The 23,384-nt window shown below is 60.7% G+C and carries 18 protein-coding genes and 1 tRNA gene; 5 read left to right on the forward strand and 14 right to left on the reverse strand.

Annotated elements, in window-relative coordinates; translation table 11 throughout:
• Positions 1 to 46: 46 nt before the first annotated feature.
• Entirely contained in the window at positions 47 to 1,090 is a 1,044-nt protein-coding gene (locus tag P1M51_RS05405) for a succinylglutamate desuccinylase/aspartoacylase family protein (RefSeq protein ID WP_276247164.1), read from the reverse strand.
• Between the two features lie 88 nt (positions 1,091 to 1,178).
• Between P1M51_RS05405 and P1M51_RS05410 the strand changes: the two genes are divergently transcribed.
• Positions 1,179 to 2,528, forward strand: a complete 1,350-nt coding sequence (locus P1M51_RS05410; RefSeq protein WP_276247165.1) for a RimK family alpha-L-glutamate ligase — start codon at positions 1,179 to 1,181, stop codon at positions 2,526 to 2,528.
• Here P1M51_RS05410 and P1M51_RS05415 read toward each other — a convergent pair whose 3' ends face one another.
• The 5 genes from P1M51_RS05415 to P1M51_RS05435 all read right to left on the reverse strand — a co-directional run bounded on the left by P1M51_RS05415 (position 2,529) and on the right by P1M51_RS05435 (position 7,032).
• Complete coding sequence (locus tag P1M51_RS05415; RefSeq protein WP_276274867.1) at positions 2,529 to 2,972, reverse strand: NUDIX domain-containing protein; 444 nt, start codon at positions 2,970 to 2,972, stop codon at positions 2,529 to 2,531.
• A 36-nt stretch (positions 2,973 to 3,008) separates the two neighbouring features.
• Complete coding sequence (locus P1M51_RS05420) at positions 3,009 to 4,376, reverse strand: cytochrome P450 (protein WP_276247166.1); 1,368 nt, start codon at positions 4,374 to 4,376, stop codon at positions 3,009 to 3,011.
• Between the two features lie 58 nt (positions 4,377 to 4,434).
• The gene (locus P1M51_RS05425) at positions 4,435 to 5,001 is read right to left on the reverse strand and encodes a DNA-3-methyladenine glycosylase (protein WP_276247167.1); all 567 of its coding nucleotides are present in this window, start codon (positions 4,999 to 5,001) and stop codon (positions 4,435 to 4,437) included.
• A 37-nt stretch (positions 5,002 to 5,038) separates the two neighbouring features.
• On the reverse strand, positions 5,039 to 5,545 hold the full coding sequence (gene cysE, locus P1M51_RS05430) for a serine O-acetyltransferase (RefSeq protein WP_276248473.1): 507 nt from the start codon (positions 5,543 to 5,545) through the stop codon (positions 5,039 to 5,041).
• A gap of 332 nt (positions 5,546 to 5,877) precedes the next feature.
• Complete coding sequence (locus P1M51_RS05435; RefSeq protein WP_276247168.1) at positions 5,878 to 7,032, reverse strand: acyl-CoA dehydrogenase family protein; 1,155 nt, start codon at positions 7,030 to 7,032, stop codon at positions 5,878 to 5,880.
• Between the two features lie 157 nt (positions 7,033 to 7,189).
• Between P1M51_RS05435 and P1M51_RS05440 the strand changes: the two genes are divergently transcribed.
• Together P1M51_RS05440 and P1M51_RS05445 are read left to right on the forward strand one after the other, a co-directional pair.
• Positions 7,190 to 9,154, forward strand: a complete 1,965-nt coding sequence (locus tag P1M51_RS05440) for a 3-hydroxyacyl-CoA dehydrogenase/enoyl-CoA hydratase family protein (RefSeq protein WP_276247169.1) — start codon at positions 7,190 to 7,192, stop codon at positions 9,152 to 9,154.
• 150 nt (positions 9,155 to 9,304) lie between these two features.
• Positions 9,305 to 9,379 (forward strand) — tRNA-Glu (locus tag P1M51_RS05445).
• Positions 9,380 to 9,586: 207 nt separating this feature from the next.
• On the opposite strand, the gene P1M51_RS05450 is transcribed toward P1M51_RS05445, so the two are convergent.
• Together P1M51_RS05450 and P1M51_RS05455 are read right to left on the reverse strand one after the other, a co-directional pair.
• Positions 9,587 to 10,147: a hypothetical protein gene (locus P1M51_RS05450; RefSeq protein WP_276247170.1), complete on the reverse strand. Its 561-nt coding sequence runs from the start codon at positions 10,145 to 10,147 to the stop codon at positions 9,587 to 9,589.
• Positions 10,148 to 10,207: 60 nt separating this feature from the next.
• Positions 10,208 to 10,357 (reverse strand): hypothetical protein, encoded by a 150-nt coding sequence (locus P1M51_RS05455; protein WP_276247171.1) that lies wholly within the window; start codon positions 10,355 to 10,357, stop codon positions 10,208 to 10,210.
• 482 nt (positions 10,358 to 10,839) lie between these two features.
• On the opposite strand from P1M51_RS05455, the gene P1M51_RS05460 reads away from it, so the two are divergent.
• Positions 10,840 to 13,317 carry a long-chain fatty acid--CoA ligase gene (locus P1M51_RS05460; protein WP_276274868.1) on the forward strand — a complete coding sequence of 826 codons (2,478 nt, stop codon included), beginning with the start codon at positions 10,840 to 10,842 and terminating at the stop codon, positions 13,315 to 13,317.
• Here P1M51_RS05460 and P1M51_RS05465 read toward each other — a convergent pair whose 3' ends face one another.
• From P1M51_RS05465 to P1M51_RS05490, 6 genes are all read right to left on the reverse strand, one after another.
• A complete protein-coding gene (locus tag P1M51_RS05465; protein ID WP_276247173.1) occupies positions 13,318 to 13,971 on the reverse strand; it encodes a helix-turn-helix domain-containing protein in 654 nt (217 codons plus the stop codon).
• A 196-nt stretch (positions 13,972 to 14,167) separates the two neighbouring features.
• The gene (locus P1M51_RS05470) at positions 14,168 to 14,710 is read right to left on the reverse strand and encodes a hypothetical protein (protein ID WP_276247174.1); all 543 of its coding nucleotides are present in this window, start codon (positions 14,708 to 14,710) and stop codon (positions 14,168 to 14,170) included.
• A 59-nt stretch (positions 14,711 to 14,769) separates the two neighbouring features.
• Positions 14,770 to 16,761: a SpoVR family protein gene (locus P1M51_RS05475; RefSeq protein WP_276247175.1), complete on the reverse strand. Its 1,992-nt coding sequence runs from the start codon at positions 16,759 to 16,761 to the stop codon at positions 14,770 to 14,772.
• Entirely contained in the window at positions 16,758 to 18,071 is a 1,314-nt protein-coding gene (locus P1M51_RS05480; protein WP_276247176.1) for a YeaH/YhbH family protein, read from the reverse strand. The genes P1M51_RS05475 and P1M51_RS05480 overlap by 4 nt, the downstream gene beginning before the upstream one ends.
• Positions 18,062 to 20,347 carry a PrkA family serine protein kinase gene (locus P1M51_RS05485; protein WP_276247177.1) on the reverse strand — a complete coding sequence of 762 codons (2,286 nt, stop codon included), beginning with the start codon at positions 20,345 to 20,347 and terminating at the stop codon, positions 18,062 to 18,064. The genes P1M51_RS05480 and P1M51_RS05485 overlap by 10 nt, the downstream gene beginning before the upstream one ends.
• Before the next feature lie 7 nt (positions 20,348 to 20,354).
• Complete coding sequence (locus P1M51_RS05490) at positions 20,355 to 22,427, reverse strand: PrkA family serine protein kinase (RefSeq protein ID WP_276248474.1); 2,073 nt, start codon at positions 22,425 to 22,427, stop codon at positions 20,355 to 20,357.
• 549 nt (positions 22,428 to 22,976) lie between these two features.
• Here P1M51_RS05490 and P1M51_RS05495 point away from each other — a divergent pair.
• Positions 22,977 to 23,372: a DUF5820 family protein gene (locus P1M51_RS05495; protein WP_276274869.1), complete on the forward strand. Its 396-nt coding sequence runs from the start codon at positions 22,977 to 22,979 to the stop codon at positions 23,370 to 23,372.
• The last annotated feature ends 12 nt before the right edge of the window (positions 23,373 to 23,384 follow it).

Genomic DNA, 23,384 nt, shown 5'->3' on the forward strand with positions numbered 1-23,384 from the left:
GAAGTTACTAACCCGGCGGAGTGAGCAGTGTGCAAAAGTTGACGATTTATGCCTGTTCGTTCTCGTGGACGGCTTTCATCGCCGCCGTCTGCTCGCGTTCGAGCGCACGTTGGGTCGTTTCGTCGAGTTTCACGAGGTGGCAAATCGGATTGCCTGGGTAGACGAGGGGGTTTTCGAGCACCCCGACGAGCAGGCCCGTAAAGGGCGCTTCGATGGTCGAGGTGTCCGTTTTGAACGGATTCGTGATTTTACAGATACGGTCGCCCTCGTAGACGAGCGCCCCCCGTTCGTAGTGCATATCGACGAGGCCGCCGGCGTCTGCCCGGAGCCACGTCTTCTCGCTCGTGTCCTCGATGATGGTGCGCCAGCCGGGCCACATGACCGACTTCGTCGGTCGCATGCCGAACTCGGCGAAGACGCTCTCTACGCCTTCGAGCGCCCTGTCGATGAGTTCGCGCTGGAAGCGGTGGGCCTCGCCCATCTCGATAGTGATACACGGGACGCCGTAGCGCGTGGCTTCGCCGCGCAGCGACCCGTCGGGGGCCTCTCCCGAGAGGATGACGTTCGACGCGAACGCTTTCGCGAGGCGGGCGACCTTCGCATTCGCCATGTCGCCCCGAACGTGGAGCATGTTCGTCCGGCCGCGCGTCGAGGTATGAAAGTCCAGTGCGAAGTCGCAGGGTTCGATGAAGTTCTTGAAAATTCGGTTGGCCATCCGTTTCGCGCTCGTTCCGTAATCGTTGCCCGGGAACGAGCGATTGAGGTCACGGTCGTAAATCGGGAGATAGCGCTGTTGTGCGATGAACGCGGGGACGTTCATCACGGGAATACAGACGATGGTACCGTGGAGTTCCGAGTGGTCCCATTCGTGGGCGACTTCGCGGACGACTTCGATGCCGTTCAGTTCGTCGCCGTGGGCGGCCGCGCCGATGAACGCCGTCGGACCGGGGTGGTCGCCATTTACGATGGTCACTGGAATCCGAACCGGGTCACCGAGGTACGTCTCGCTCACGGTGTACCGAAAGTTCCGCGTCTCGCCGGGGTCGACCCGCCCGCCGTCGAAGGTGAACGGCGGTGCCGCGTTAGACATACCTGTTCTCTGGGCGGGTAGTATAAAAAGGGTTCACCGTGCGTCTAACACCGTCAATTCTTTTGAAGGGGCCCGAGTAGAGGTGGCCATGACCGATGACATTACTGTAGGTGTGCTGAGCACACACAACAGCAAGGAGACGAAGGCGATCCTCAATGCTGTTGACGACCTTGGTTACGAAACTGAGTGGCTGCGAGACGAGAACACGGTAGTGGACATCGAACACGGTGAAATCTCGTTCGAACCAGACGTGGACATCATCGCGAACCGCCTCCTGCTCTCGAACGTCGAGCAACCGGCGGAACGACTGGGCCTTGCGATGACCTTCGAGAAACTCCGCCCGATGCTCAACACGCCGATGGCGACGATGACGGCGATGCACAAGTTCGCCGCCGCCTCCGCACTCTCCGCAAACGGCATCTCCGTCCCCGACGCACTCCTCGCACTGTCGAGTGACAACCTGAACGCCGGTCGGAACCGCTTCGGCGAGGAAGCCGTGTACAAAACCGCAATCGGCACCCACGGTGGAGGGACCTGGCGGGTCAATCTCGACGACCCAGTCAACCCGAAAGTCGGCACCCGACAGGCGTTCTTGCAGGAACTCATCGAGCGCGACGGCGAGCGCCACCGCGACCTGCGCGTCTACGTCGTCGGTGACAAAATCGTCGGCGCGATGAACCGCTACGCCCCGGAGGACGACTGGCGGACGAACGTCGCCCTCGGCGGCGACGTCGAAGACGCGAGCCAACGGCTTCCGGACGAAGTCCGCGAGATGGCCCTCAAATCCAAGGAAATTATCGGTCTCGACTACGCTGGCGTGGACATCGTCGAAGGCGAAGACGGCTGGTACGTCCTCGAAGTTAACCCGACCGCTGGGTTCAAGGGCCTCTACGAGGCGACTGGCCGCAGTGCCGCGCCGTATATCGCGCAACTGGCTATCGAGGCGGCGGGCGGCGAGGTAGACGGAGAGCGCGTCCGCGAACTCTCTGCCACCCTCGACGACTCCGTGCCGGCGTGTAAGCCACGCCGCGCACAGAAAGCTCCCTCCGAGCCAATCATCGTCGGCTACACGGAGGAAGTTCACGTCTCAGGTACCCGCGGCAGTCGCACCATCCTCGCGAAATCCGACACGGGCGCAAAGCGCACCTCTATCGACGCGCAACTCGCCGCCGAAATCGGAACGGGCCCCATCAAGAACATCGTCCGGGTCAAATCCGGCAGCCTGAAATCCGGTCGCTCGCGCCCCGTCGTCGACCTCGTCGTCGGTATCGGCGGCACCCAGCACACGGTGACGGCGAGCATCGAGGACCGCAGCCACATGGACTACCAGCTCCTGCTCGGCCGCGACATTCTGAAGCACTACCACGTCGACGTGCGCCGCCTCGCAGAGGAGGATTTCTCCGAGGACGAGGAAGAAGAGCAGGATATCGAAGAGTAACTACCGCGTATCGCCCAGATAGACGGGCGTTTTTTCGTTTTCTTCTGCCGTCAGCAGCGACGCGAGTTTTCGCGGGTAAAACGCCTCGCGCTCTAAGTCAGTCACTCTGAGCCACTGACAGCCGACCTGATGTGGGTCGTCGGTATTGGCCGACTGGACTTCCCCCTTGATGCGCTCACAGCGAAAGAGGAAATTCGTCTGCTGGCGACCCTCGTGGCCGTGGTTCTCGGGGATGAACTCCTGGACGGCGAGCAGCGGCCCGACCGAGATATCGATACCAACCTCTTCGCTCACTTCGCGCCGAAGCGTCTCGTGGAGGGTCTCGCCGGGGTACTGGCCGCCACCGGGGGTCAGGTACCAGCGGTCGCCGTTTCGCTCGTTTTCGGTCGTGAGGAGACGGCCGTCTTCGACGATGACTGCACGGGCGGCAGTGCGGATGGACATGCACATTCTCAGAAACCGGGCGATAAAACGGTTTGCTCACGCCGACCGTCGGCGCGGAACGACGACGATTGGCGACTTCGGTCGCGTGGTAATCGACGGTTTGAGGTTGAGGTCGCGTTCAGAGATGAGGTCGAAGCGGAACCGTTGGTACATCGTGGCGAGCACCAACACCGCCTCCAGCATGGCAAATCGTTCCCCGATGCACTTGCGCGGGCCGCCGCCGAAGGGGAAGTAGGCGAACCGTGGTAATCGGGCGGCGAAAGCTTCGGTCCAACGGTCGGGGTCGAACTCGTCCGGGCTTTCGAAGTAGCGTGGATCGCGGTGGACGACCAGCTGGTTCATTGCGACGACCGCACCGGCAGGAATTCGGTAGCCACCGATTTCGTCGGGTTCGATGGCTTCACGAATGATGCCGAAGACGGGGGGATAGAGTCTGAGCGCCTCTTTCACGATATTCTCCGTGTAGGTGAGCGAGCACACGTCTGCAAACGTCGGAGTTCTCCCACCGAGAACGGTATCCAGTTCCGCTTCGAATTTCGCCGTTACTTCGGGGTGGGTTGCAATGGAGTGAACGGCAAACGTGAGCGCGACCGCCGTCGTTTCGTGCCCGGCGAACAACAGGGTGAGCAGTTCGTCTTTGAGCTGTTCGTCGGTCTGTGGCGTTCCTGAGTCCGCTTCAGCCCGCAGTAGCATCGAAATTACGTCGTCACCGGCAGCCCCCGCTGTTCTGCGCTCGACGATGAGTTCAGTGAGTATCCCGTCTAGCGTATCGAGTGCTCGTCGGTATCGTCGATTGCTCGGCGTCGGTACCCACATCGGCGGCGTGAGAGGCGAACTGGTCCGTCGCACGAGATGGGCGAGCACGACGTTGACGGCTTCGGTAATCGCTCGTTCGTCCTCGCGAATATCAACGTCGAACAGAGCGTGGGCGACGATTTCGAGCGTCAACTGACTCATCTGGGGCTGGAGGTCCTGTGGGACGTCGCCTTGCCACGTATCGAGTAGCCGCGTTGTGAACGCCGTCATGGTATCTGCGAAGCGTGCGATGCGGGTGGGATGAAACGCCGGTTGGACGAGTTGGCGTTGCTGACGCCATAGGGCACCGTCGCTCAGCAACAATCCCTCGCCGATGAAATCGTCGAATTGCGCCGTGAGAAACGACCCCTTCTGGTAGTTCTTCTGGTTGTGAATGAGGACGTGTTCGATGTGTGCCGGGTGATTGAGCTGGTAGAACTGACGCCCGAGAACGGTAAAGTTCACCACGTCGCCGTAGCGTGCGGCGCACTCACGGAGAAATGAAAAGGCGTCGCGACCAAACTGGAGCGTGTTGCCGAGTAACGGAACCCCTGCGGGACCTGGTGCTTGGTCGTCCACCGGCATCGGGGCTGCCAACTGTTGTGACACATACTATACACGATGGGTGAGGACAAAAGCGTGAACCCTGCGAATCGAACGTGTTCGTTCAATCAATCGCCCGCCAGATGTAGCGACTCGCGTAACTGCGATACGGTCGCCAGTCTTCTGCCTTCTCGACCATCGCCGGTTCCGCCTCCAAGGCGTAGAGTTTAGCCATCCCATTGCGGATTCCCAAATCTTCGACGGGAAACACGTCTTCGCGTGCGAGGACACTCATCAGGAACATCTTCGCCGTCCAGACGCCGACGCCCGTGATTTCGGTCAGGTCGTCGATGACCTCCTCGTCGGTCATCTCGGCGAAGTAGTCGTGTGAGATGCCGTCGTCGAAGTGGTCGGCGATACTCCTGACGTAGCGAATCTTCTGTCCCGAGAGGCCCACGTCTCGCAGTCCGTCTTCGTCGGCGGCGCGGATACCGTCGGGCGTGATTTCGTAGCGGTCGAACAGGCGTCCTCGGATGGCCGCTGCGGACTGCACGGAGAGTTGCTGGTTGATAATCGCCGTCACGAGGCGGGCGAAGGGGTCCTCCGCGCGTTCGAGCGGAATCTCGCCGTGTTCGTCGATGAGTCTGGAGAGCGTCTCGTCTGTTCGGAGGTGGGCGTACACGTCAGTCACACCGAAATGGAGAACCCAGATGCAAAAAGCGGTTTGCCTACTCGACGGCTTTTGCGGGCACGCCAATCATCGTCGCGCCGGGGGCTACGTCCTCGATGACGACGGCTCCGGCCCCGATTTGTGCGTCGTCCCCAACCGTAATCGGGCCGAGCAGCGTCGCGTGTGCGCCGAGCAGTACTCCGTCGCCGAGCGTCGGGTGTCGCTTTTTCGGGTCTTCTGACGTACCGCCAAGCGTGATCCCGTGGAACATCACCACGTCGTCGCCAATGACGGCGGTTTCCCCGATGACGACGCCCATCCCGTGGTCGATGAACAGGCGGCGGCCGATTTTCGCCCCCGGGTGAATCTCGATGCCGGTGAGAAAGCGCGCGAATTGCGAGATGATTCTGGCGATGAGACGAAAGCCGCGGGTGTGGAGTCGGTGGGCGAGCCGGTGAAAGAGGAGTGCGTGAACGCCCGGGTAGGTGAGGGCTTCGGCCGTGGATTTCGCGGCGGGGTCGTTTTCGATTACGGTTCGAACGTCTTCGCGGAGTCGGCTGAACATTGGATGTGAGATGGCTGAGTGGTCGTCGGACGGGACACAGACGTGAGCAGGAAAATCAGCAACAACAGCCAGCCGCGAGCGTGCGCTGGTGAGCGAGCGAATCCGCAGTCGAGTCACGGGCTGTGACGACCATCGATATGCGTGCTAAGAGAGGGTGTCCTAAGAGCGTTTCCCGTCGGCGTGGCGAAATTGCGAGAATGAAGAAACGAGGTCGGTGCGGATGCGGTGCGGAAGGGAGGATTAGCAGCCGAGCGAGCGCGGACGCGCTCGCACCGCTTTTTGATGAACCTTTTTCGCGGCGCGCTTTCATGTGCGCCGCCCAAAAAGTTGCGTTAGAAGCCTTTCCCTAACAGCTCACGGGCGATGATGTTCTTCTGAATCTCGGTGGTACCCTCGTAAATCTGGGTAATCTTCGCGTCGCGGTAGAAGCGCTCGACGTCGAAGTCGTTGACGTAACCAGCGCCACCGTGGATTTGGACGGCTTCGTCTGCAACGTCCACAGCGACGCGCGAGGAGAATTCTTTGGCCATGGAGGCGAGTTTCGTCAGCAGGCCGTCCTCGTTGTCGACAGACCACGCGGACTTGTAGGTGAGGTTGCGGGCGGCCTCGGTGCGGGTGTACATGTCTGCGAGTTTGTGCTGGATGGCCTGGAAGTCGCCGATTGGGCGGCCGAACTGCTCGCGTTCTTTGGCGTAGTCGAGGGCACGCTCAGAGGCTCCTCGGGCGATACCGACGCCCTGTGCGGCGACGCCGGTGCGGGTTTCGTCGAAGAACTGCATCTGCTGCAGGAAGCCCATGCCGCGAGTGCCGATGAGGTTCTCTTCTGGCACGCGGACGTTGTCGAAGATGAGTTCGGCCGTGTCGCTCGCTCGGATGCCGAGTTTGCCGGTGATTTTGTCGGCTTCGAAGCCGTCGCGGTCGGATTCGACGATAATCTGGGAGAAGCCGTTGTAGCGGCCGTCGGCGTCGGGGTCGGTCTGACAGAGAACGACGAAGAAGTCACCGACCGAACCGTTCGTAATCCACATCTTGTTGCCGTTTACGACCCACTCGTCGCCGTCTTTCTCGGCCTTCGTGGAGACGGAGGAGACGTCAGAACCGGTGTCGGGTTCGGAGATGGCAGCACCCATGATGGAATCGCCGCTCGCGATGCCGGGGAGGTACTCCTCTTTCTGTTCGTCGGTGCCGAATTCCATGATGGCTTCCCCGCCGAAGCCGGTGGAGGTCAGACAGAGACCGATGCCGGGGTCTGCGGCGAACAGTTCTTCGATGATGATGGCGAGTTCGAGCGTCGAGTAGCCAGCGCCCCCGTACTCGATTGGGATGTTTGCACCGAGCAGGCCCATGTCGGCGGCTTTGTCGATGATGTCGTGGGGGTACTTTTCTTCGACGTCGTACTCCGTCGCGACAGGTTTAATCTCGTTTTCTGCGAACCGGCTAATCTCTTCACGAATCTGCCGTTGTTCGTCCGTTAGGCCAAACTCCATGGCGGTGTGAATGAGGATAGCATACTTAATTCCTTGTAACCAGCTGTAAACTAAATTCGGGTTTTTCCACCCCGTAGATAAACTACTCGTGAGTTTTGAAAATCACCCAAGGAAAACGTTGAAACCCCTGTGACGTGGACATACGACCAGACGTATCATGGAACTTGATGACATCAACACTATTGCGGTTCTCGGAGCCGGGAACATGGGCCACGGTATCGCCGAAATTGCGGCCCTCGCCGGTTACAACGTAACCCTCCGCGACATCAAAGACGAGTTCGTCCAGAACGGCTACGACAACATCGAGTGGTCGCTACAGAAACTCGCAGAGAAGGACCAGATCTCAGAAGAGGAGGCAGACGCCGCCCTCGAACGGATTACTCCACTTGTGGACCTGGCAGAGGCCGTCTCGAACGCCGACTTCATCATCGAAGTCGTCCCCGAGAAGATGGACATCAAGAAGGAAGTCTACGCTGAAGTCGAGGAGCACGCTCCCGACCACGCCATCTTCGCGACCAACACCTCTTCGCTCTCCATCACGGAACTCTCCGAGGTCACCGACCGCCCAGAGCACTTCTGTGGGATGCACTTTTTCAACCCGCCCGTCCGCATGGCGCTGGTCGAGGTCATCACTGGCGCGTACACGAACGAGGACACCCTGAAACTGACCGAGGAACTCGCCGAGTCCTTCGGGAAGACGCCAGTCCGCGTGCGCAAGGATAGTCCCGGTTTCATCGTCAACCGCGTGCTCGTCCCGCTCATGAACGAGGCCTGCTGGATCGTCGAAGACGGCACGGCGACCATGGAGGAAGTCGATTCCACCGTCAAGTTCGACATCGGCCTTCCGATGGGCGCGTTCGAGCTCGGTGACCAGGTCGGCAACGACGTCACCTACCACGTCCTCGAATACATGCACGAAGTGCTCGGCGACGCCTACGAGCCTTGCCCACTGCTCGAGGAAACCGTCGAGAACGAACACTACGGCAAGAAGGTCGGCAAGGGCTTCTACGACTACGAGGACGGCGACGGCGCGAACATTCCGACCGACAAGGGCCGCGAGGACGTGAAACACCGTCTCCTCGGTATCATGGCGAACGAAGTCGGCAACCTCGTCGGGAACGACGTCGCACCCGCGAAGGACGTAGACGAGGCAGTCATGCTCGGCGCAGGCTTCCCGAAGGGGCCAGCCAAGATGGCTGACGAAGTCGGCCTCTCGGTGCTCGTCGAAGCCCTCGACGACCTCCACGAGGAGACCGGTGCAGCACGCTACGAGGTCGCAGACGCCCTCCGGGAGCACGCAGAAGAAGGCGGCTTCTACGCCGGCGAGGACGAATCGGTCGAGTTCTCGACCATCGAACTCGAGTACCCTGGCGACATGATTGGCCACATCATCCTCTCGCGCGAGGCCCGCATGAACACGGTCAACGAGGAGATGCTGGACGACCTCTCGAACGCCATCGACCTGCTCGAAGCCGACGACGAGGTCCGCGCCATCCTCATCACCGGCAAGGGCGGTCGCGCCTTCTCCGCGGGCGCAGACGTTTCCTCGATGGCCGGCAGCGCAGACCCACTCGACGCCATCGACCTCTCGAAGAAAGGCCAGGAGACCTTCGGTAAACTCGAATCCTGCTCGATGCCCGTGCTCGCAGCCATCGACGGCTTCGCGCTCGGCGGCGGGTTCGAACTCTCGATGTGTGCGGACCTCCGCATCGCCTCCGAACGCTCCGAGATTGGGCTCCCAGAACACAGCCTCGGCCTCCTGCCGGGCTGGGGCGGCACCCAGCGTCTCCAGCGCCTCGTCGGCATGAGCCGCGCGAAGGAGATTATCTTCACCGCAGAGCGCTTCGACGCGGAGACGATGTACGACTACGACGTCATCAACGAAGTCGTCTCGAACGACGACTTCGAGGAGCGCGCTCACGAACTGGCCGCGAAGCTGGCCGGTGGGCCGCCAATCTCCCAGAAGCTCACGAAGCGCGCGATGCTCCGTGGCTGGGAGAACGTCGACGCTGGTCTCGAACTCGAAGCAAGCGCCTTCGGTCACCTCATGGGGACCGACGACCTCATGGAGGGCGTAACCGCCTTCATGAGCAAGCGCGACCCAGAGTTTGAGGGCAAATAACACAGCGCCGACGGAACGGAACGTTTAAACTTTTCTCCGCAAAACGCAGTAATGTACCCTGACGAAGCAGGGGAATCGGTCGACAGCAGGTGGATGAGCTCCACTGTCTGACCGAGCGAAAGCAATCCGTGGTCACACGGAACGAAGTAAGCTCCGTTGGTGTAGTCCGGCCAATCATTTCGGCCTTTCGAGCCGATGACCAGGGTTCAAATCCCTGACGGAGCATTTCTCTCGAAGCAACGTACCGAGCGACAGCGAGGGATGTTTGGATTTCGTAATGCAGAGGAAGGGATTTGAGCAGACGAGTCGCAGCGCGTGAACAATGCGAACGCAGTCGTCTCGTCGAGTTCGTATCCCTGACGGAGCACTTTTCCAAATTCAACGTTCACAAGCGACCCGTTTTATCGCGTCTTCGGTTTGATTCGACGCCATTCACCCCGAGTCGATGATTTCGACGCGTCCATCCGCAGTCGTCAATCTAACGTAGAAGTTCGCGGCGAAGTAGTTCGATTTCTCGAAGCGAACGGTGAGTGTCTCGATGACCTGTGAGCTGTCGCCGTTGCCAGATTGCTCGGTGAGTTTCGCGTGGACTGTTCCATTGGCGTTGAGGAGTTCAGTGAGCTGCAGCGAGTACCCGCCACTGGGGAGGACTGCCTGAAAGATGAACAGGCTAAAGCGGTCGAAGTCTGTCTCCTTGACGAACGTGAGCAACTTCATACTTCCCTCGAATTGGCTGAGGTAGTCGGTGTTGAACCGGGCGGTTTCTGGAGCCTCGTTCAGGAGGGTTACGAATCGCCGTTCGGGATTCGCGCCGGTCAGGCCGCCCTCGATGATGCGGCGGTTCTCGTCGTAGGTCTGTTGTCTGAGTGCGATGCGTGGGTGGGTAGGTTGTTCACTGGTCGATGAGGACGAATTCGCGGGGCCGAGTGTGGAACAGCCAGCGAGGAGACTCCCGCCTGCTGCGAGCGATTTGAGTGCCGCGCGACGGCGCATATGCTCTCAAAAGAAGATGCCTCGGAAAAAATGTGTTGTCCCCCACCCCGCGTGGTAGAATTAGTCGACGTAGTGGCTCCAGACCATCTCTTCTAGGTACTCGCGCTGGTCCTCTTCTCCCCCATCAGCCTTGATGTCCGTTGGTTTCTCGACGAGCGGGACGATTGGCGCACCGGTGTTTTCACCGTCGGTGTACTGACGTGCAGTCATCACTGCCAAAGTCTACGCATCAGTAGATAAACTTAATTATTGTTAATTAGAGATTCAGTAAAGTGGACAGAACAGTTCGGATTTAAAGTACATTATTTTCTGACGTTTCGCGTGTGTATCCGCCATCTATCACCGCTCTACACCTTCTCGTGGTGAACGACGAGCCGGCAGCAGAACTGGGGCGTATCTGAGGACTGGAGAGCGGTTCCCGCTGCCGATTATTGCTTATAAATACCCGTGTATGCGCCGGACAAAAGACATGGGACCGTGCTAGGAATCAACAGCCGAAGACAGCAATCGACGTGACAGGTCGCTTCTCGGATCGCTCCGGCAGCACGGCGACTCATTCCACAGACACTCGATGGTCGCACGCACCACTCACGAGGCGACCACCGTGGCTCGTGTCGCATTCGCGGCCGGCCTGTCCGCTGATTGCACACGATTTCGCTTCTCGGCGGAGTCGTTTTCATCTCTCACCCACCATGTCAGAAATCGAATCACGGTCCACAGGTCACCGCACGAACGCACACCAGACCCCGACGTATCGCCGGTTATGGGCACGCCGCCCGCTCTTCGGAAGCAGTCTCCTTCTCATCGCCGGGGCCCTCATCGCAATCGCGCCGTTCGAACTCCCGCGCTACGCGAACATGCCGGGGGCGTTTACGTCCGCGGGCTTGCTGTTCGCGTTCCTCGTCGTCCTCTGTGGCGCCGCCGCGTACGTCCAGCCGAGTCTGTCCACGTTTTTCGGCGTCGGGGGCATCCTCTTCTCCATCGCCTCGCTCATGGGGGCGTTCAGCGTATACTCCATCGGGACCGTCTTCGGCGTCGTCGGAGGGGTTCTCTGTGCCGTCTGGGAGCCGGCTGTCGAATCGGAAGGGGAAGCAGTTACATCCGGTGAAGCCGTTGGAAAAAATATGACTGCGGCCGACTGTCGAACGGCGGAAACCGACTACAGCGACGAGGTCATCGCCGACGACACGATTCCACGAATGTTCGAGGCGAGCGCGAACCGCAATGCACGACGCGACGCCCAGATGTACAAGGCCGGCATCTACGACCGGTCGCTGGTTCCAGACGTAGTGAAGGAACCGACCGACGGGCAGTTCGGGTGTATCAGCTACGCGAAGATGCAGGACATCGTCCACAACTTCGCTGCGGGCTTCCGTGAACTCGGCGTCGAAGACGGCATGCGAGTCGGGATGTTCGCGAACACTCGCATGGAGTGGGCCCAGTGTGACTTCGCACTGCTCGCCGCGGGCGGGGTCGTGACGACGGTGTACACCGAGTCCTCGCCCACGCAGGTCGAGTACCTCCTCTCTGACCCCGGCGCTCGGGGCGTGGTCGTCGAGAACGAAACCCTCCTCGAACGCGTCCTCGAAGTCGAAGATAATCTCGACCTCGAGTTCATCGTCGTGATGGACGAACTCTCAGAAGCGTACGGTGGCGACAACGCGTTCACGCTCAGCGACGACGAGAACGGCGACGTCGCCGCGTCAGATGGTATCCGCGACGACATCTACACGCTCGCGGAGGTTCACGAACTCGGCGCGTCTGCCTTCGACGAGGACGCCTACGAACAGTGGCTCGTAGACCGGTCGCTCTCCGACCTCGCGAGTCTCATCTACACCTCCGGCACGACCGGTCGCCCGAAGGGAGTGCGGCTCACCCACGCAAACTTCCGGGCGAACGTGAACCAGATTCGCCGGCGGTTCGCCCCGCGACCCGACCGCGACCCCGACGTGCCGTCGCTCGACGCGGATGCGACGACGCTCTCGTTCCTACCGCTCGCACACGTCTTCGAGCGGACCGCTGGTCACTTCGTGATGTTCGCCTCCGGGGGGACAGTGGCCTACGCAGAGAGTGCGGACACCGTGAGCGAAGACATCGTTCGCGTGCGCCCTACGACGGCGACGAGCGTCCCGCGCGTCTACGAACGCATCTTCGACTCGATGCGCGAGCAGGCGAGCGAATCCGACGTGAAAGAGCGCATCTTCAATTGGGCCGTCGGCGTCGGTCGGGAGTACTATCGCGTGGCTGACCCCGGGCCAGTCTTGAAGGCGAAATACTTCGTCGCGAACCAGCTCGTCTTCTCACAGGTCAAAGAGCAGATGGGCGGCAACATCGAGTTCTTCATCTCCGGTGGCGGGAGCCTCTCGAAGGAACTCGCGGAACTGTTCCAGGGAATGGACCTCACCATTCTCGAAGGCTACGGTCTCACCGAAACTGCACCCGTGCTGACCGTCAACCCGCCCGAGGACCCGCGTCCCGGCACGCTCGGCGTCCCGCTCGTGGACGTGGAGACGAAGTTCGACGAAACCGTCGTCTCCGACGACCAGCGCGAGAAAGCCTCGGGCCCCATCGGCGAACTGCTCGTGAAGGGGCCGAACCTGACCGAGGGTTACTGGATGAACTCGGAAGCGACTGCGAATGCGTTCACGAAAGACGGCTGGTTCCGCACCGGGGACATCGTCGAGGAGGCCGACGACGGCTACCTCGTCTACCACGACCGCCTGAAGCAACTGCTCGTCCTCTCGACCGGTAAGAACGTCGCCCCCGGCCCCATCGAGGACGCCTTCGCGACCAGCCCACGGGTCGAGCAAATCATGGTCCTCGGCGACGACGAGAAGTTCGTTTCTGCGCTCATCGTCCCGAACTTCGAGAACCTGCGCGACTGGGCCGACCGCGAGGGCATCGACCTGCCCGCAGACGAGGCGGCGATGTGTGACGACCCACGAGTCGAACAATGGATTCGCGCGGAAGTTACCGAGAAGAACAAGCAGTTCAGCAAGTCCGAGAAGATAAAGAAGTTCGAACTGGTCCCCGTCGAGTGGACCCCCGAGAACGACCTGCTCACGCCGTCGATGAAGATGAAGCGCCGCAACATCCTCTCACGGTTCGATGACGCCGTGGACAGCATCTACGGTGAGGCAGAGGCGGAAAAGGCGGCGACGTCGTCGTAATCAACGAACGAGCGACGTCAGCACACGCGATTCGGCTTTTCTCAGGTGCTCGTCGACCGTGCTCGGCGCACACCCCAGTTCTGCTGCGATGTCTTTGTGGGTTGCCCGTCGCGGAATCTCGTAGTACCCCTGTTCGACCGCCGTCTGGAACACTTCGAGTTGGCGGTCGGTGAGCGAGGAGAGCAGATTTCTACCGTCGGGACTGTAGCGGCCCACCTGCTCGACCGAGATGCGAATCGAGTTCGGAATCTCTTCGAGGGCCTGTCTGAGCATGTCGTGCGTGCCGACGACGGTGGTCCTGATGCCGCCGGTTCCCGTGAACTTGAGCGGCGTGTCGATGATGAGCGCGTACTTCTGGGCGAGTTTCATCAACGTTCCCGCCGGTTCGCCGGGAACGACGTGGAAATAGATGTGAAACACGTCGTCGTTCACGTCGAGCAGGTCGTAGTTCAACACGGCGTCCTCCGCGCAGAGTTCGTCGATGAGCGGTTCGGGGTCGCCGCTGAGTCTGTAGAGCAAGACGCCGGTGCCGTCACCGAGCGAATTTACGTGCATCAGCGATTCACGGGTGACACCGGGAAAGTCGGCGATGGCTTTGTCGACCGGGTGAATCGCGCCGTCTTCGGGTGTCAGGGTGAAATCGAAATACCTCATATCGTCACTGGGGTGGAGCGGGGGTGATTCATAACTACAAATTCTCGTTTTTGGTTTATGGCTTGTGGCTCCTCGCGGCCCGCACTGTGGATACCGTGTTCGCAACTATCCTAATTATTCGTTTGCAATCGTGCAAGCGACGGACAGGACACTGTTTCGCCATCCGACGACGTCGTCGCTGCATCGAATCTGTGGGTTACAGGCGGTCTCCAAGGGATTCGTCTCGCGTAAGCAGCTGGTAGCCGGCGGCAACGCAGATACACACGAACCAGGTGGCCGACCAGACCTCCACTGCAACCTGCGAAACGTAGGGCACGTCCGTCACGGTTGCTCCGACAGTCACGAGGCCGAGTGCGGCGACGCCGAAGTAGTACTCCGTCCAGGTCAGTCCGTACTCCGGTTCGATCGTCATGTACGCCTCCACCTCGCCGACGCGGTTCGCGAGGCGCACGACTTTGTGCTCCTCGTCGTACTCGACGATGTCGAGGTCCGCGAGTTTCGGCAGGTGGGTCTGGTGGAGCGAGACGTAGACGCTCTGGCGGATGTTCTTCGGCGGCGGTGACTGCGACGTCTCGTGTTCTGCGACGAGTTCGGACAGCGTTCGCACGCTCAGTTCTCCTCCCGCATCGCGGAGGGCGTTCAGTGCAAGTCGTCGGCGGTCGTTTCGGAGGACATCGTGAATCTCTCCCGTATCTAGTTCCCCGGTAATCATGGAAACCCCATCGGCCAGTCTCGTCAACTAGCCAAGTAGTCACGCAGGCTGAAAAATGTGAGCGACCTATATCAGAATATCGCCTGTCAGGCCAGCCACTCTTTTGGCTTCGTGTCGTAGTCTATGTCGTCTGCGGCGATGTGTTCGACCTCTTCCCAGGGGAGGTCCTCTACCGTGATGGATTCGCCGTCGTAGCGGAGGAGTTTCCCGCGCTCTTCGGGTTCCGGTTCGCGGTCGCGACGGCGAGCGACCTCGATGGCGTGGTCGTCTACCTCCTTTACGATGGTCTTGAGACACACCGGACGTCCCCAGAGGTCGAAGACGCGCTCTATCACCTGTTTTGCTTGCTGGAGGTCGAGCATGACGCCATTGTAGCGGTGGCCGAGCAACAGTTCGTTACGGTTGTTATAGTTGCCATCCAGCACTAGAACGGTCGGTCGCCCGAAGTTCGTAAACTGGAGCATGAGTTTCTTCTTTACGTCCCGGTGGTCCACGCTCGTCACGCGGAAGTCGCGGGTCGTCTGGACGTACTCGTAGGTGAAGTAGTGGTTCTCGTCGACGAACTCCTGGGTGAGGAACTCGTCTAAAAACGTCACGTCGTTGTGGCTCTCTCGAATCTCGAACATCCGGTCCCAGCCAGCGGTGAAGTCCACGTCCGCGAGCGCCTCGCCGACGTCGGCGTACTGGCTGTCGTCGAACATGTACCGGGAGAATCGTTCGAGTTCCTCCTGCGTGATGCGCTTTACGAACCCCTGGTTCTGCTGTTTGACCAGCGAGAAGTGGCGTTCTGCGAGTCCCTCAAAGGTGAGCACCTTCCACGGGTACTTCTCGACGTCGAACTCGCCCGCTTTCGCCTGTTCGAGTGCCTCCGCGTCGATTCGCGGGTCCTCGGGGTCCAGATTCGACAGCGTCTCGGGGCGAATGGCATCAACCATGCCGTCCGGCTGGAGCGATTCCATCACGGCGTCGAAGTCGATGACGTCGTGGAAGTTGCGCCAGGTAACGCCGTCGATGCGGAGCAGGCGCTCTGCGACCATCGCCCGGTTGGTCGTGTTCTCTACGTACTCCCAGAGTTCCTTGCCGAGTTTGTACGGGTTGAGCCCCGGCGACCCGAGCACCTTCGCCTGGTGGTCGGCGTAGCTGATGAACTCGTCCGCCCCGGCGAAGTGCTCCTCGCCCATCATCACGGACTCCCAGTACGCCGCCCAGCCCTCGTTCATGACCTTCGTCATCTTCTGGGGGGCGAAGTAGTAGGATTCGCGGCGAAGGATTTCGAGCACGTCGCGCTGCCACTCCTCCATGTCGCGGGCCTTCCCCGACTTCTCGTCGAACTGCTTGCCGAAACTCCAGAGGAACGCGAGCAGGTCCTTCTCGGGTTCCGGCGGGAACGTGGGCGTCTCGTCGCCCTTCCGGCGGGCTTCGAGCCACTCTTCGTCGAACACCTCGCGCAGCACCTCTTCTGAGATGTTGAGACTCTTCAGGCGCTCGTCGATGTCTTCCTCGTCGGGCAATCGAGACGCGCGGTAGGACGCAGACCGGAACGGTCGGTGCTGGTCGATGTTGTCCTCCAGACAGAGGATGGAGTCAATCCAGGCTTCGATTTCGGAGCGGTCGATGTCCGGGTCGGCCATGTACTCACCGATGGTTTCGGCGTGGCGTGCGAGCATCGCGGCGGCGTTCGGCTGGGTTTCTGCGAACAGCCGGAACCAGCGGTTGTTGCGGAAGAAGTCCGCATGGGCTTCGACGTGCGTGATGACCGCCTTCTGGTCGGCCAGCGAGTTCGACACCTGCAGGAAGGCGTTCGAGGGGTTGTCGTTGTTGACGATTTCGAACGCTTTCCCGCCGAGGAACTGCGTCTGCTTTTTCTGCTGTTCGTACTTCATCCCCCAACGCCAGTGGGGGTAGCGCGTCTGGAACCCGTCGTAGGCGATGAGGGCGTTCATCTCGTCGTAATCGACGATCCAGTAGTTGACCTGGTACGGCTCGAGGCCGAGTTTTCGCGCGAGCGCGTTCGCTTCGCGCACCGGCTCTTCGAGTTTCGCCGCGACTTTTCTGGTTTCGTATTGGTCTCCGGTCATGCTTCCTCCGTGCTCAGGATGGTGTATATCGCGTCGAGGACGTCCTCGGGGCTCGTGACGTAGGCCACGGCCACATTGTCACGCTCCGTGAAGTGGCGCTCGACTTCCTCTGCGTGGGTCGCGTTGATGGCGTTGCCCGAGGGCTGGGTCTCCACGTAGGCGTGGAGGTTCGCGTCGATGCTCTCCATCAACGGGATGACGCGCTCTTCGGTATCGTTCGAGGAGTTCTCGCTGTCCCCGGCGGCGAACACGTAGCGGTTCCACTCGGCCCACGGGTACTCCTCGTCTAGGATGACCTTCGCGAGTTCGTACGCCGAGGAAATCTTCGTCCCGCCACCGGAGCGGATGCCGAAGAACTCCGGTCGTTCGACCTGCCAGGCCTCCGCGTCGTGGGCGATGTAGACGAACTCGGCGTTGTCGTACTTGCCCTGCAGATACCAGTCGAGCGGCGTGAACACGCGTTCGACGAGTTCGCGCTTCGTCTCGCGCATCGACCCCGACACGTCGCGGATGTTCACCACGACGACGTTCTTCTCGCGAGTCTCGATGATTTCCGGGTAGCGGTAGCGTTCGTCTTCACGGCGGAACGGCAGGTGCTTGATGCCGTCGCGGCGGATGCGCTCGATGGAAGTCGTCTTCTCTACGTTCTCCTCCATTTCCTCTATCGAGGACCAGGTGGTTCGTTCGTCGGCTGGAATCTCCTCGTAGCGCTTTTCGAGCCACGCCCGCGAGACGGGCATGTGCTGGCCTCGCGCCCACTCGAAGACGGCTTTCGGGCCCCAGCCATCGACTTTCAGCGCCTCAGTGACGTAGTCGCGGTCGAAGTCGAAGGCGAGTTTTCGTTTCAGGCCTTCCTTGAACATCCGCTCGAAGTCGAGCGTACTCGAGGGGCCGGTTCGGGTGATGTCCGTGTACTCACCCTCGATTTCCTCGACGATTTCCTTGCCTTTCGGCTCTAAGTCGAGGCCGAGGGTTTCGTCCAGTTCCTGAGCGAACTCCTCGGGGTCCATCTCGTAGTACTCGTGTTCGCCACCGTCCTCGCCGGGTTTCCCTTCGTCGCCGTCGCCGGGTTGTGGCTGTGGCTGACCGACTGGCGAGCCAACGTCGGGGGTGCCACCCTGGCCCTGGCCGACGCCGCCGCGGTCCCGGCGGTCGTACTCGAAGCCGGGTAAATCGACGATTTTGATGGGAATTTTCACCTGGTGGGGGAGGCTCCGCCCGAGGTCGCCGTACTGGATGAACTCGGCCAGGTCCTGGCGTCGTTCTTCCCCGACTTCACGGTACCGTTCGACGTCGTCTCTCAGTCCCATTTGTACATCACCTGGCTCATGACGTGGCGGCTCGTGAGCTCCGCCGAGGCCTCGGAGTAGTCGAACAGTTCGACCATGTTCTTGATTGTCCGGTCTTTGATACCGGCCGTCTCCGTCCCGCGCGCTGGGTCGTCCCACTGGCGCGGATTGAAGTCGGGATAGATGCGCATCACGTCGTCCCAGTCGTGCAGTTCGAGGACGGTCTTGATGATGGGAATCTCCTTTAAGTTCACGTCCTGGACGTGGAAGTCCTCGTCGCGGTTCTGCCACGCGTGGCGGTTGAGCGCCGTGATAATCTTCTCGCGGCGGAAGTCCTCGACCGGCGCAGTCGGGCGGTTGCCGTTGTAATCTTCGCCGTCGAATCGCCCGAGGTGCTCGGTCTCGAAGATTTTCATCTTGAGCGGGTCCGGGTCGACGGACTCACCGCGGGCGTTCACGATCTGTTCCTCGTTCGCCCACGCGTAGACGTGTTCGACGTACTCCTCGACGGTCGCCTCGTCGACGCGCTTTTCGCGCATTATCGCCTGGAGGACGTCCTGTTCTTGCTGGTGGAAGATGTGGTTTTTCACGGTCACGACGCGGTTTTCGAACTCGGCGCGTTCGCCCGAGGAGAACACCGGCGCTTCGGCCAGTCCCTTCGACATGGCGTTGAGCAGGTCCCGGGGCATGATGACGTGCTGGACCGGCAGGGTCGCGTGGTAGCGTTCCTGCTCGCGGTTCAGCAGGTCCGCGATGATGTCGCGAGTGAAGGTGACAGGAATCCCTCGTTCGCCATCGCGGCTGTCCGGGTCGAACTCGAAGTCGTCGATGTCTCTGCGTTCGTCACCCTCCTGGAGGTAGCCCTGGTCGAACAGGAGCGCCTTGTCCACGAGGTTGAGTCCTGCGGGCAGGTCCTCGTTGTCGAGGCGGGTGACGACGCTGTAGAGCGCCGCCGCCTCGACGGCGTGGGGTGCGAGTTCCTTTTCGACGACCGTGTTTCGGTCGCCGCCGCGCACCTGCAGGCGCACGGGTTGGCGAATCAGGTCGCGAACCTCGTTGTAGTCGTCTTTCTTCCACACCTGCCGTTCGTTGGTCACCTCGCGGCGGACGAGTTCGGCCTCCAGACTCAGATTGGTCAGGTAGCCGAATTCGTGTTTGTCGAGGCGACGCTTGAGCGCCTTCAGTGGGTCCTGGTCGTTGCGCTCTGCGTGCTGGTTGAGTCTGGCTTCTAAGTCCGGGTTCGAGATGATGACCAACTGGGTGTCGATGTCCATTCCGATTCCCTTGTCGAGTTTTACCTGTGACTCGTCGGGTACGTTGAGCAGGCGCTGGAGCAAGTCTGCGTGCTGGGCCGCGTCCTCGACGACGGTGAGGACGCCATTACCCTGCGAGAGCACGCCGTCGTAACTGAACGCTTGCGGGTTCTTTCGTCCGCGCGAATCGAGTTCGCGGAGCATGCCGGCCATCCACGACCCGACGAGGCGCTCTTTGGGCGTGCCGTCGTCCTCCGAGTGAAGGACGCCGACGCCCTGACCCACGTCCACGACGAAGTTCTTCACGCGCAGGTGTTTTGGGTCCGTGATTGCGCTGAAGAGGTCGTGTTTGCCCTCGCGGCGGTACTTCTCCTCTAAGAAGTTGTACGCCTCGCGGCAGAACGGGTCGAGGCGGCCCTCGACGACCACGTCGATATGGTCGCCGGAGCGCTCGTTGAGTTCGCGGAGTAGTTCGGCGCGAACCTCGCGGGGGAAGACGGTGAGCGGGTGTACCTGCACCGGGCTCTCGTACCAGTCGTCCTCCGTCGTTTCGATTTCGTCACCGTAGGTGAAGCCACTGCCACCGCTGGCCGAGGCGATGTTCCACTCGACGGTGTAGCGACGGCCCTCTTCGGTCATCGAGTAGGCTTGCAGGCCGTTTACGAGACAGCGTTTCAACTCTGACTTGCCGGTGGCGGTCGGGCCGTGGAGCCAGATTATCTTCTCGTCTTTCCCGCGGCGGGCCGCGATAGACCGGAGGTCGTCGACGAAGGCGTTCAGCGTCTCGGTGTTGCCGAGAATCGCGTGTTCGCCGTCGTGTGACGGGTCGTCGAAGAAGCAGTAGCGCTGCTTCTCCTCGCCGTTCTCGATGACGGTGCGCGTGCCGGCCGCCTCGATGGCTTCGAGGAGGTACTTCGTCGCGTGGCTCGCCAGCCGCGGGTTGTCGAGGATGACGTCTACGTACTCCGACAGCGACATCGGCTGTTCGTACGCCTCCCGGAGGGCCTCGTTCGCCGCGGCGATGAAGTCGGTGCCTCTGCTCACGGCATCATCACTCCTCCATCTCCGCCTTCGCGACCTCCGCGCCGGCGAATTCGAGGACTTCTCTGGCCCCTTCGACCGAGTAGCCCTGGTCGACGAGTGCCTCGATCCAGGCGTTGCGCTCGTCGTCGTCGAGTTCTCCGGCCGAGACCAGCGCGGAGAAGTTGATGTTGTGCTTCTTGTCCTCCCACAGCTTGCGCTCTAAGGCGCGGCGGAGGCGTTCGTTGTCCTGCGGGCTGAAACTCGTCCCTTCGCGCGCTCTGCGCGAGACCCAGTTCGACACTTCCTGGCGGAAGTCGTCTTTGCGGTCTTCGGGGATGTCGAGTTTCTCCTCCACGGAGCGGAGGAACTTCTCGTCTGGGCCGGACTCGCGGCCCGTAATCTCGTCTTCCACGGTGTCGTCGTCGATGTACGCCATGACGTGGTCCATGTACTTCTCGCCCTGTCGCTGGATTTCGTCCAGGTCGTAGGCGAGGGCGTGGCGAACGTCTTCGATGGCGCGTTCTTTGTACTCTTCTCTGACTAGCTCGAGGTAGCGGTGGTACCGCTCTAAGTTGTCCTCTGGAATCGAGCCGTGATTCTCCAGGTTCTCCTCTAAGTGGTTGAACATCGTGAGCGGCGCGAGGAACTTCCGGCCGCGGTGCATCGAGTCCATGATGGTCTCTGCGATTTCGTCGCCGATGAACCGCGGCGAGATGCCGTCCATGCCTTCACCGATGTCGGCGGACTCTGCGGCCTCGTCCTGTAACTTTTTCACGTCGACGTCGTCGATGTCGTCGGTCTCGCCGTTGTACGCCTTGGCCTTCTGGAGCAGGTCAACCTGCTCGCTCGACGGCTGTTCGATGCGCGTGAGGACGGCGAACAGGCCAGCCATCTCGAGGGTGTGCGGCTCGACGTGGATGTCGGGCACGTCCGCGTTGCGCAGCATCTTCCCGTAGATTTTCGCCTCCTCTTCGTACTGGAGGACGTACGGGAAGTCGATGCGCTTCGTGCGGTCGTTGAACGCTTCCATCTTCTCGTCGCCTTTCTTTTCGCGGTACTCGGGCATGTTCGTCCGGCCAACGATGACCTGGTCGATGTCCATCCGCGGGTTGTTCTTCGGCTTGATCGTCTGCTCCTGCGTGGCGTGCAGGAAGTCGTAGAGGAACTCGCGCTGTAACTTGAGCAACTCCTCACCGGAGAAGATGCCGCGGTTTGCGTTACAGAACGCTCCCGAGTAGTCGAACGCACGCGGGTCAGATTCGCCGTAGATGGCGATCTTCGAGTAGTTTACGTCGCCGGTGAGCTCGGTCTCGTCCTGATTTTTCTTGTCCTTTGGTTCGAACGTCTCGATGCACTGGCGCTTGTTCTCGTTCGCGACCAGACGCACGATTTCGACGTGGTTCTCCAGGACTTTCTGGAGGTCGTCACCGTAGTTTTCGAGCAGGCGGTCCATGTAGAACTCGCTGGCTGGGTCCAGCGACTGTTCGTTGCGGATGGTGTACGGCGCGTCCAAATTCTCGTTTATCTGTTCCAGAATCTGGTCGCGCTGTGCCTGTGGCAGGAGCACGAGCGGGTCCTGGTTCATCGGCGAGCGGACGTGGTCGTCAGCAGGGTCCTGGTCGTCGATGATGTCACAGAGGTTCGTCCACTGGAAGGTGTACATTCGGCCTTCGTCGCGCATCGTGTAGTCTTCGAAGTACCGCCGGACCTGTCGGTCGAAGTCGGATTTACCCGAGCCGACGGGGCCGAGCAGCAGTTTGATGCGTTTCTCGGGGCCGAGGCCACGCGCACCACTCTTTACCTTGTTGACGAATTCGTGGATGGCTTCGTGGATGACCCGGCCGAAGAAGGTGTTCTCACCCTCGTGGAGGGGGTCTTCGGTCGCCAGTTTGTACTCGACGATACCGGCATCCTCGTTGTACTCGGTGCCGTAGAAGTCGAACATATCGGCGACTCGCTGGTGTGCATTGCGGGCGATTCGAGGGTTCGCTAACACCTCGTTTAAGTACCACGTGAACGTCCGCGTCTCGCGGAAGTCGTCCGGAATGGACGCTCGGTACTCCTCGCTCAGTATTTCTAACGTATCGATGTCACCTGTCATTGTATCACGGACCATTGTCGCCCCGACCGGTTCGGGGACGGGGACCGACCCCACTGGCACGCTGGCTCCTGCGGGCGGACGGGCTGGGCGAAGTGGCTCCATGGCGAAAGCACCACCGTGTGGCCCGGCGTATCCGTTCCGTACGGTGAACTCGCCGCCGCGCTGAATCCACAGGAATCAGTCGTCCAGAGGGTATCGTATGCCATGTGTGAACTATTACCATCCAGCAGACGCAACGAGTTCCGTTACGGGTGGCGAATCACAACACGAATCGGCGCACGTCTGTCAGACAGCAGTCAGTACGGTGAGCGGACCCACCTATACTATTTATTCTTTGAGTGCTACATCCATATAACTATTATCTCACTACCTAGATTTGTCGGGATTCCCGCCGGTTAAATAACGCTAGAAAAGCACCGACACGACAATTATGTTGTGTCTTAACCGACTTGAATGGGTTATCACATTTAAATACTTTATATTTGACGACTCCGCGCGCAACGCCTCCAGACCGCCCGACTCTTTGCCGGGGACGGCGTAGCCGTGGCAATGAGTTCGTTCGATTCCCTCCACGACGCGTGGGAGGTCTGGTCAGACGAAGAAGACGGGCGTACCGTACTCGCGTTCAGGCCGGACGTGTTCAACACGCAGGACTTTCCTCCGGTCTGTCTCCCGACGCTCTATCTAACTCAGGGACGGCGAAATCGACGCCCCGGTATCGAACACCAGTTGCGCCCTGACGACCCCTGGTTCATCACGCTCTACCTCGAACCGGACGTGAGCCGGAAGGCAGAACCGTTCGACACGCGCGCGGCGGCCGTAGACGCCGCGCTCTCGCTGACGACGCGCTTTGCGACGGGCGATTACGACTACCGGAGCCTGTATCAGGTGCCCCGGGAGGACTACCTGGACAAACTTGACGAACTGACAGGGCGCGAGGCTTAACAACCCCGCCGG

It is taken from the genome of Haladaptatus sp. QDMS2 (assembly GCF_029338295.1).
Lineage (GTDB): Archaea > Halobacteriota > Halobacteria > Halobacteriales > Halococcaceae > QDMS2.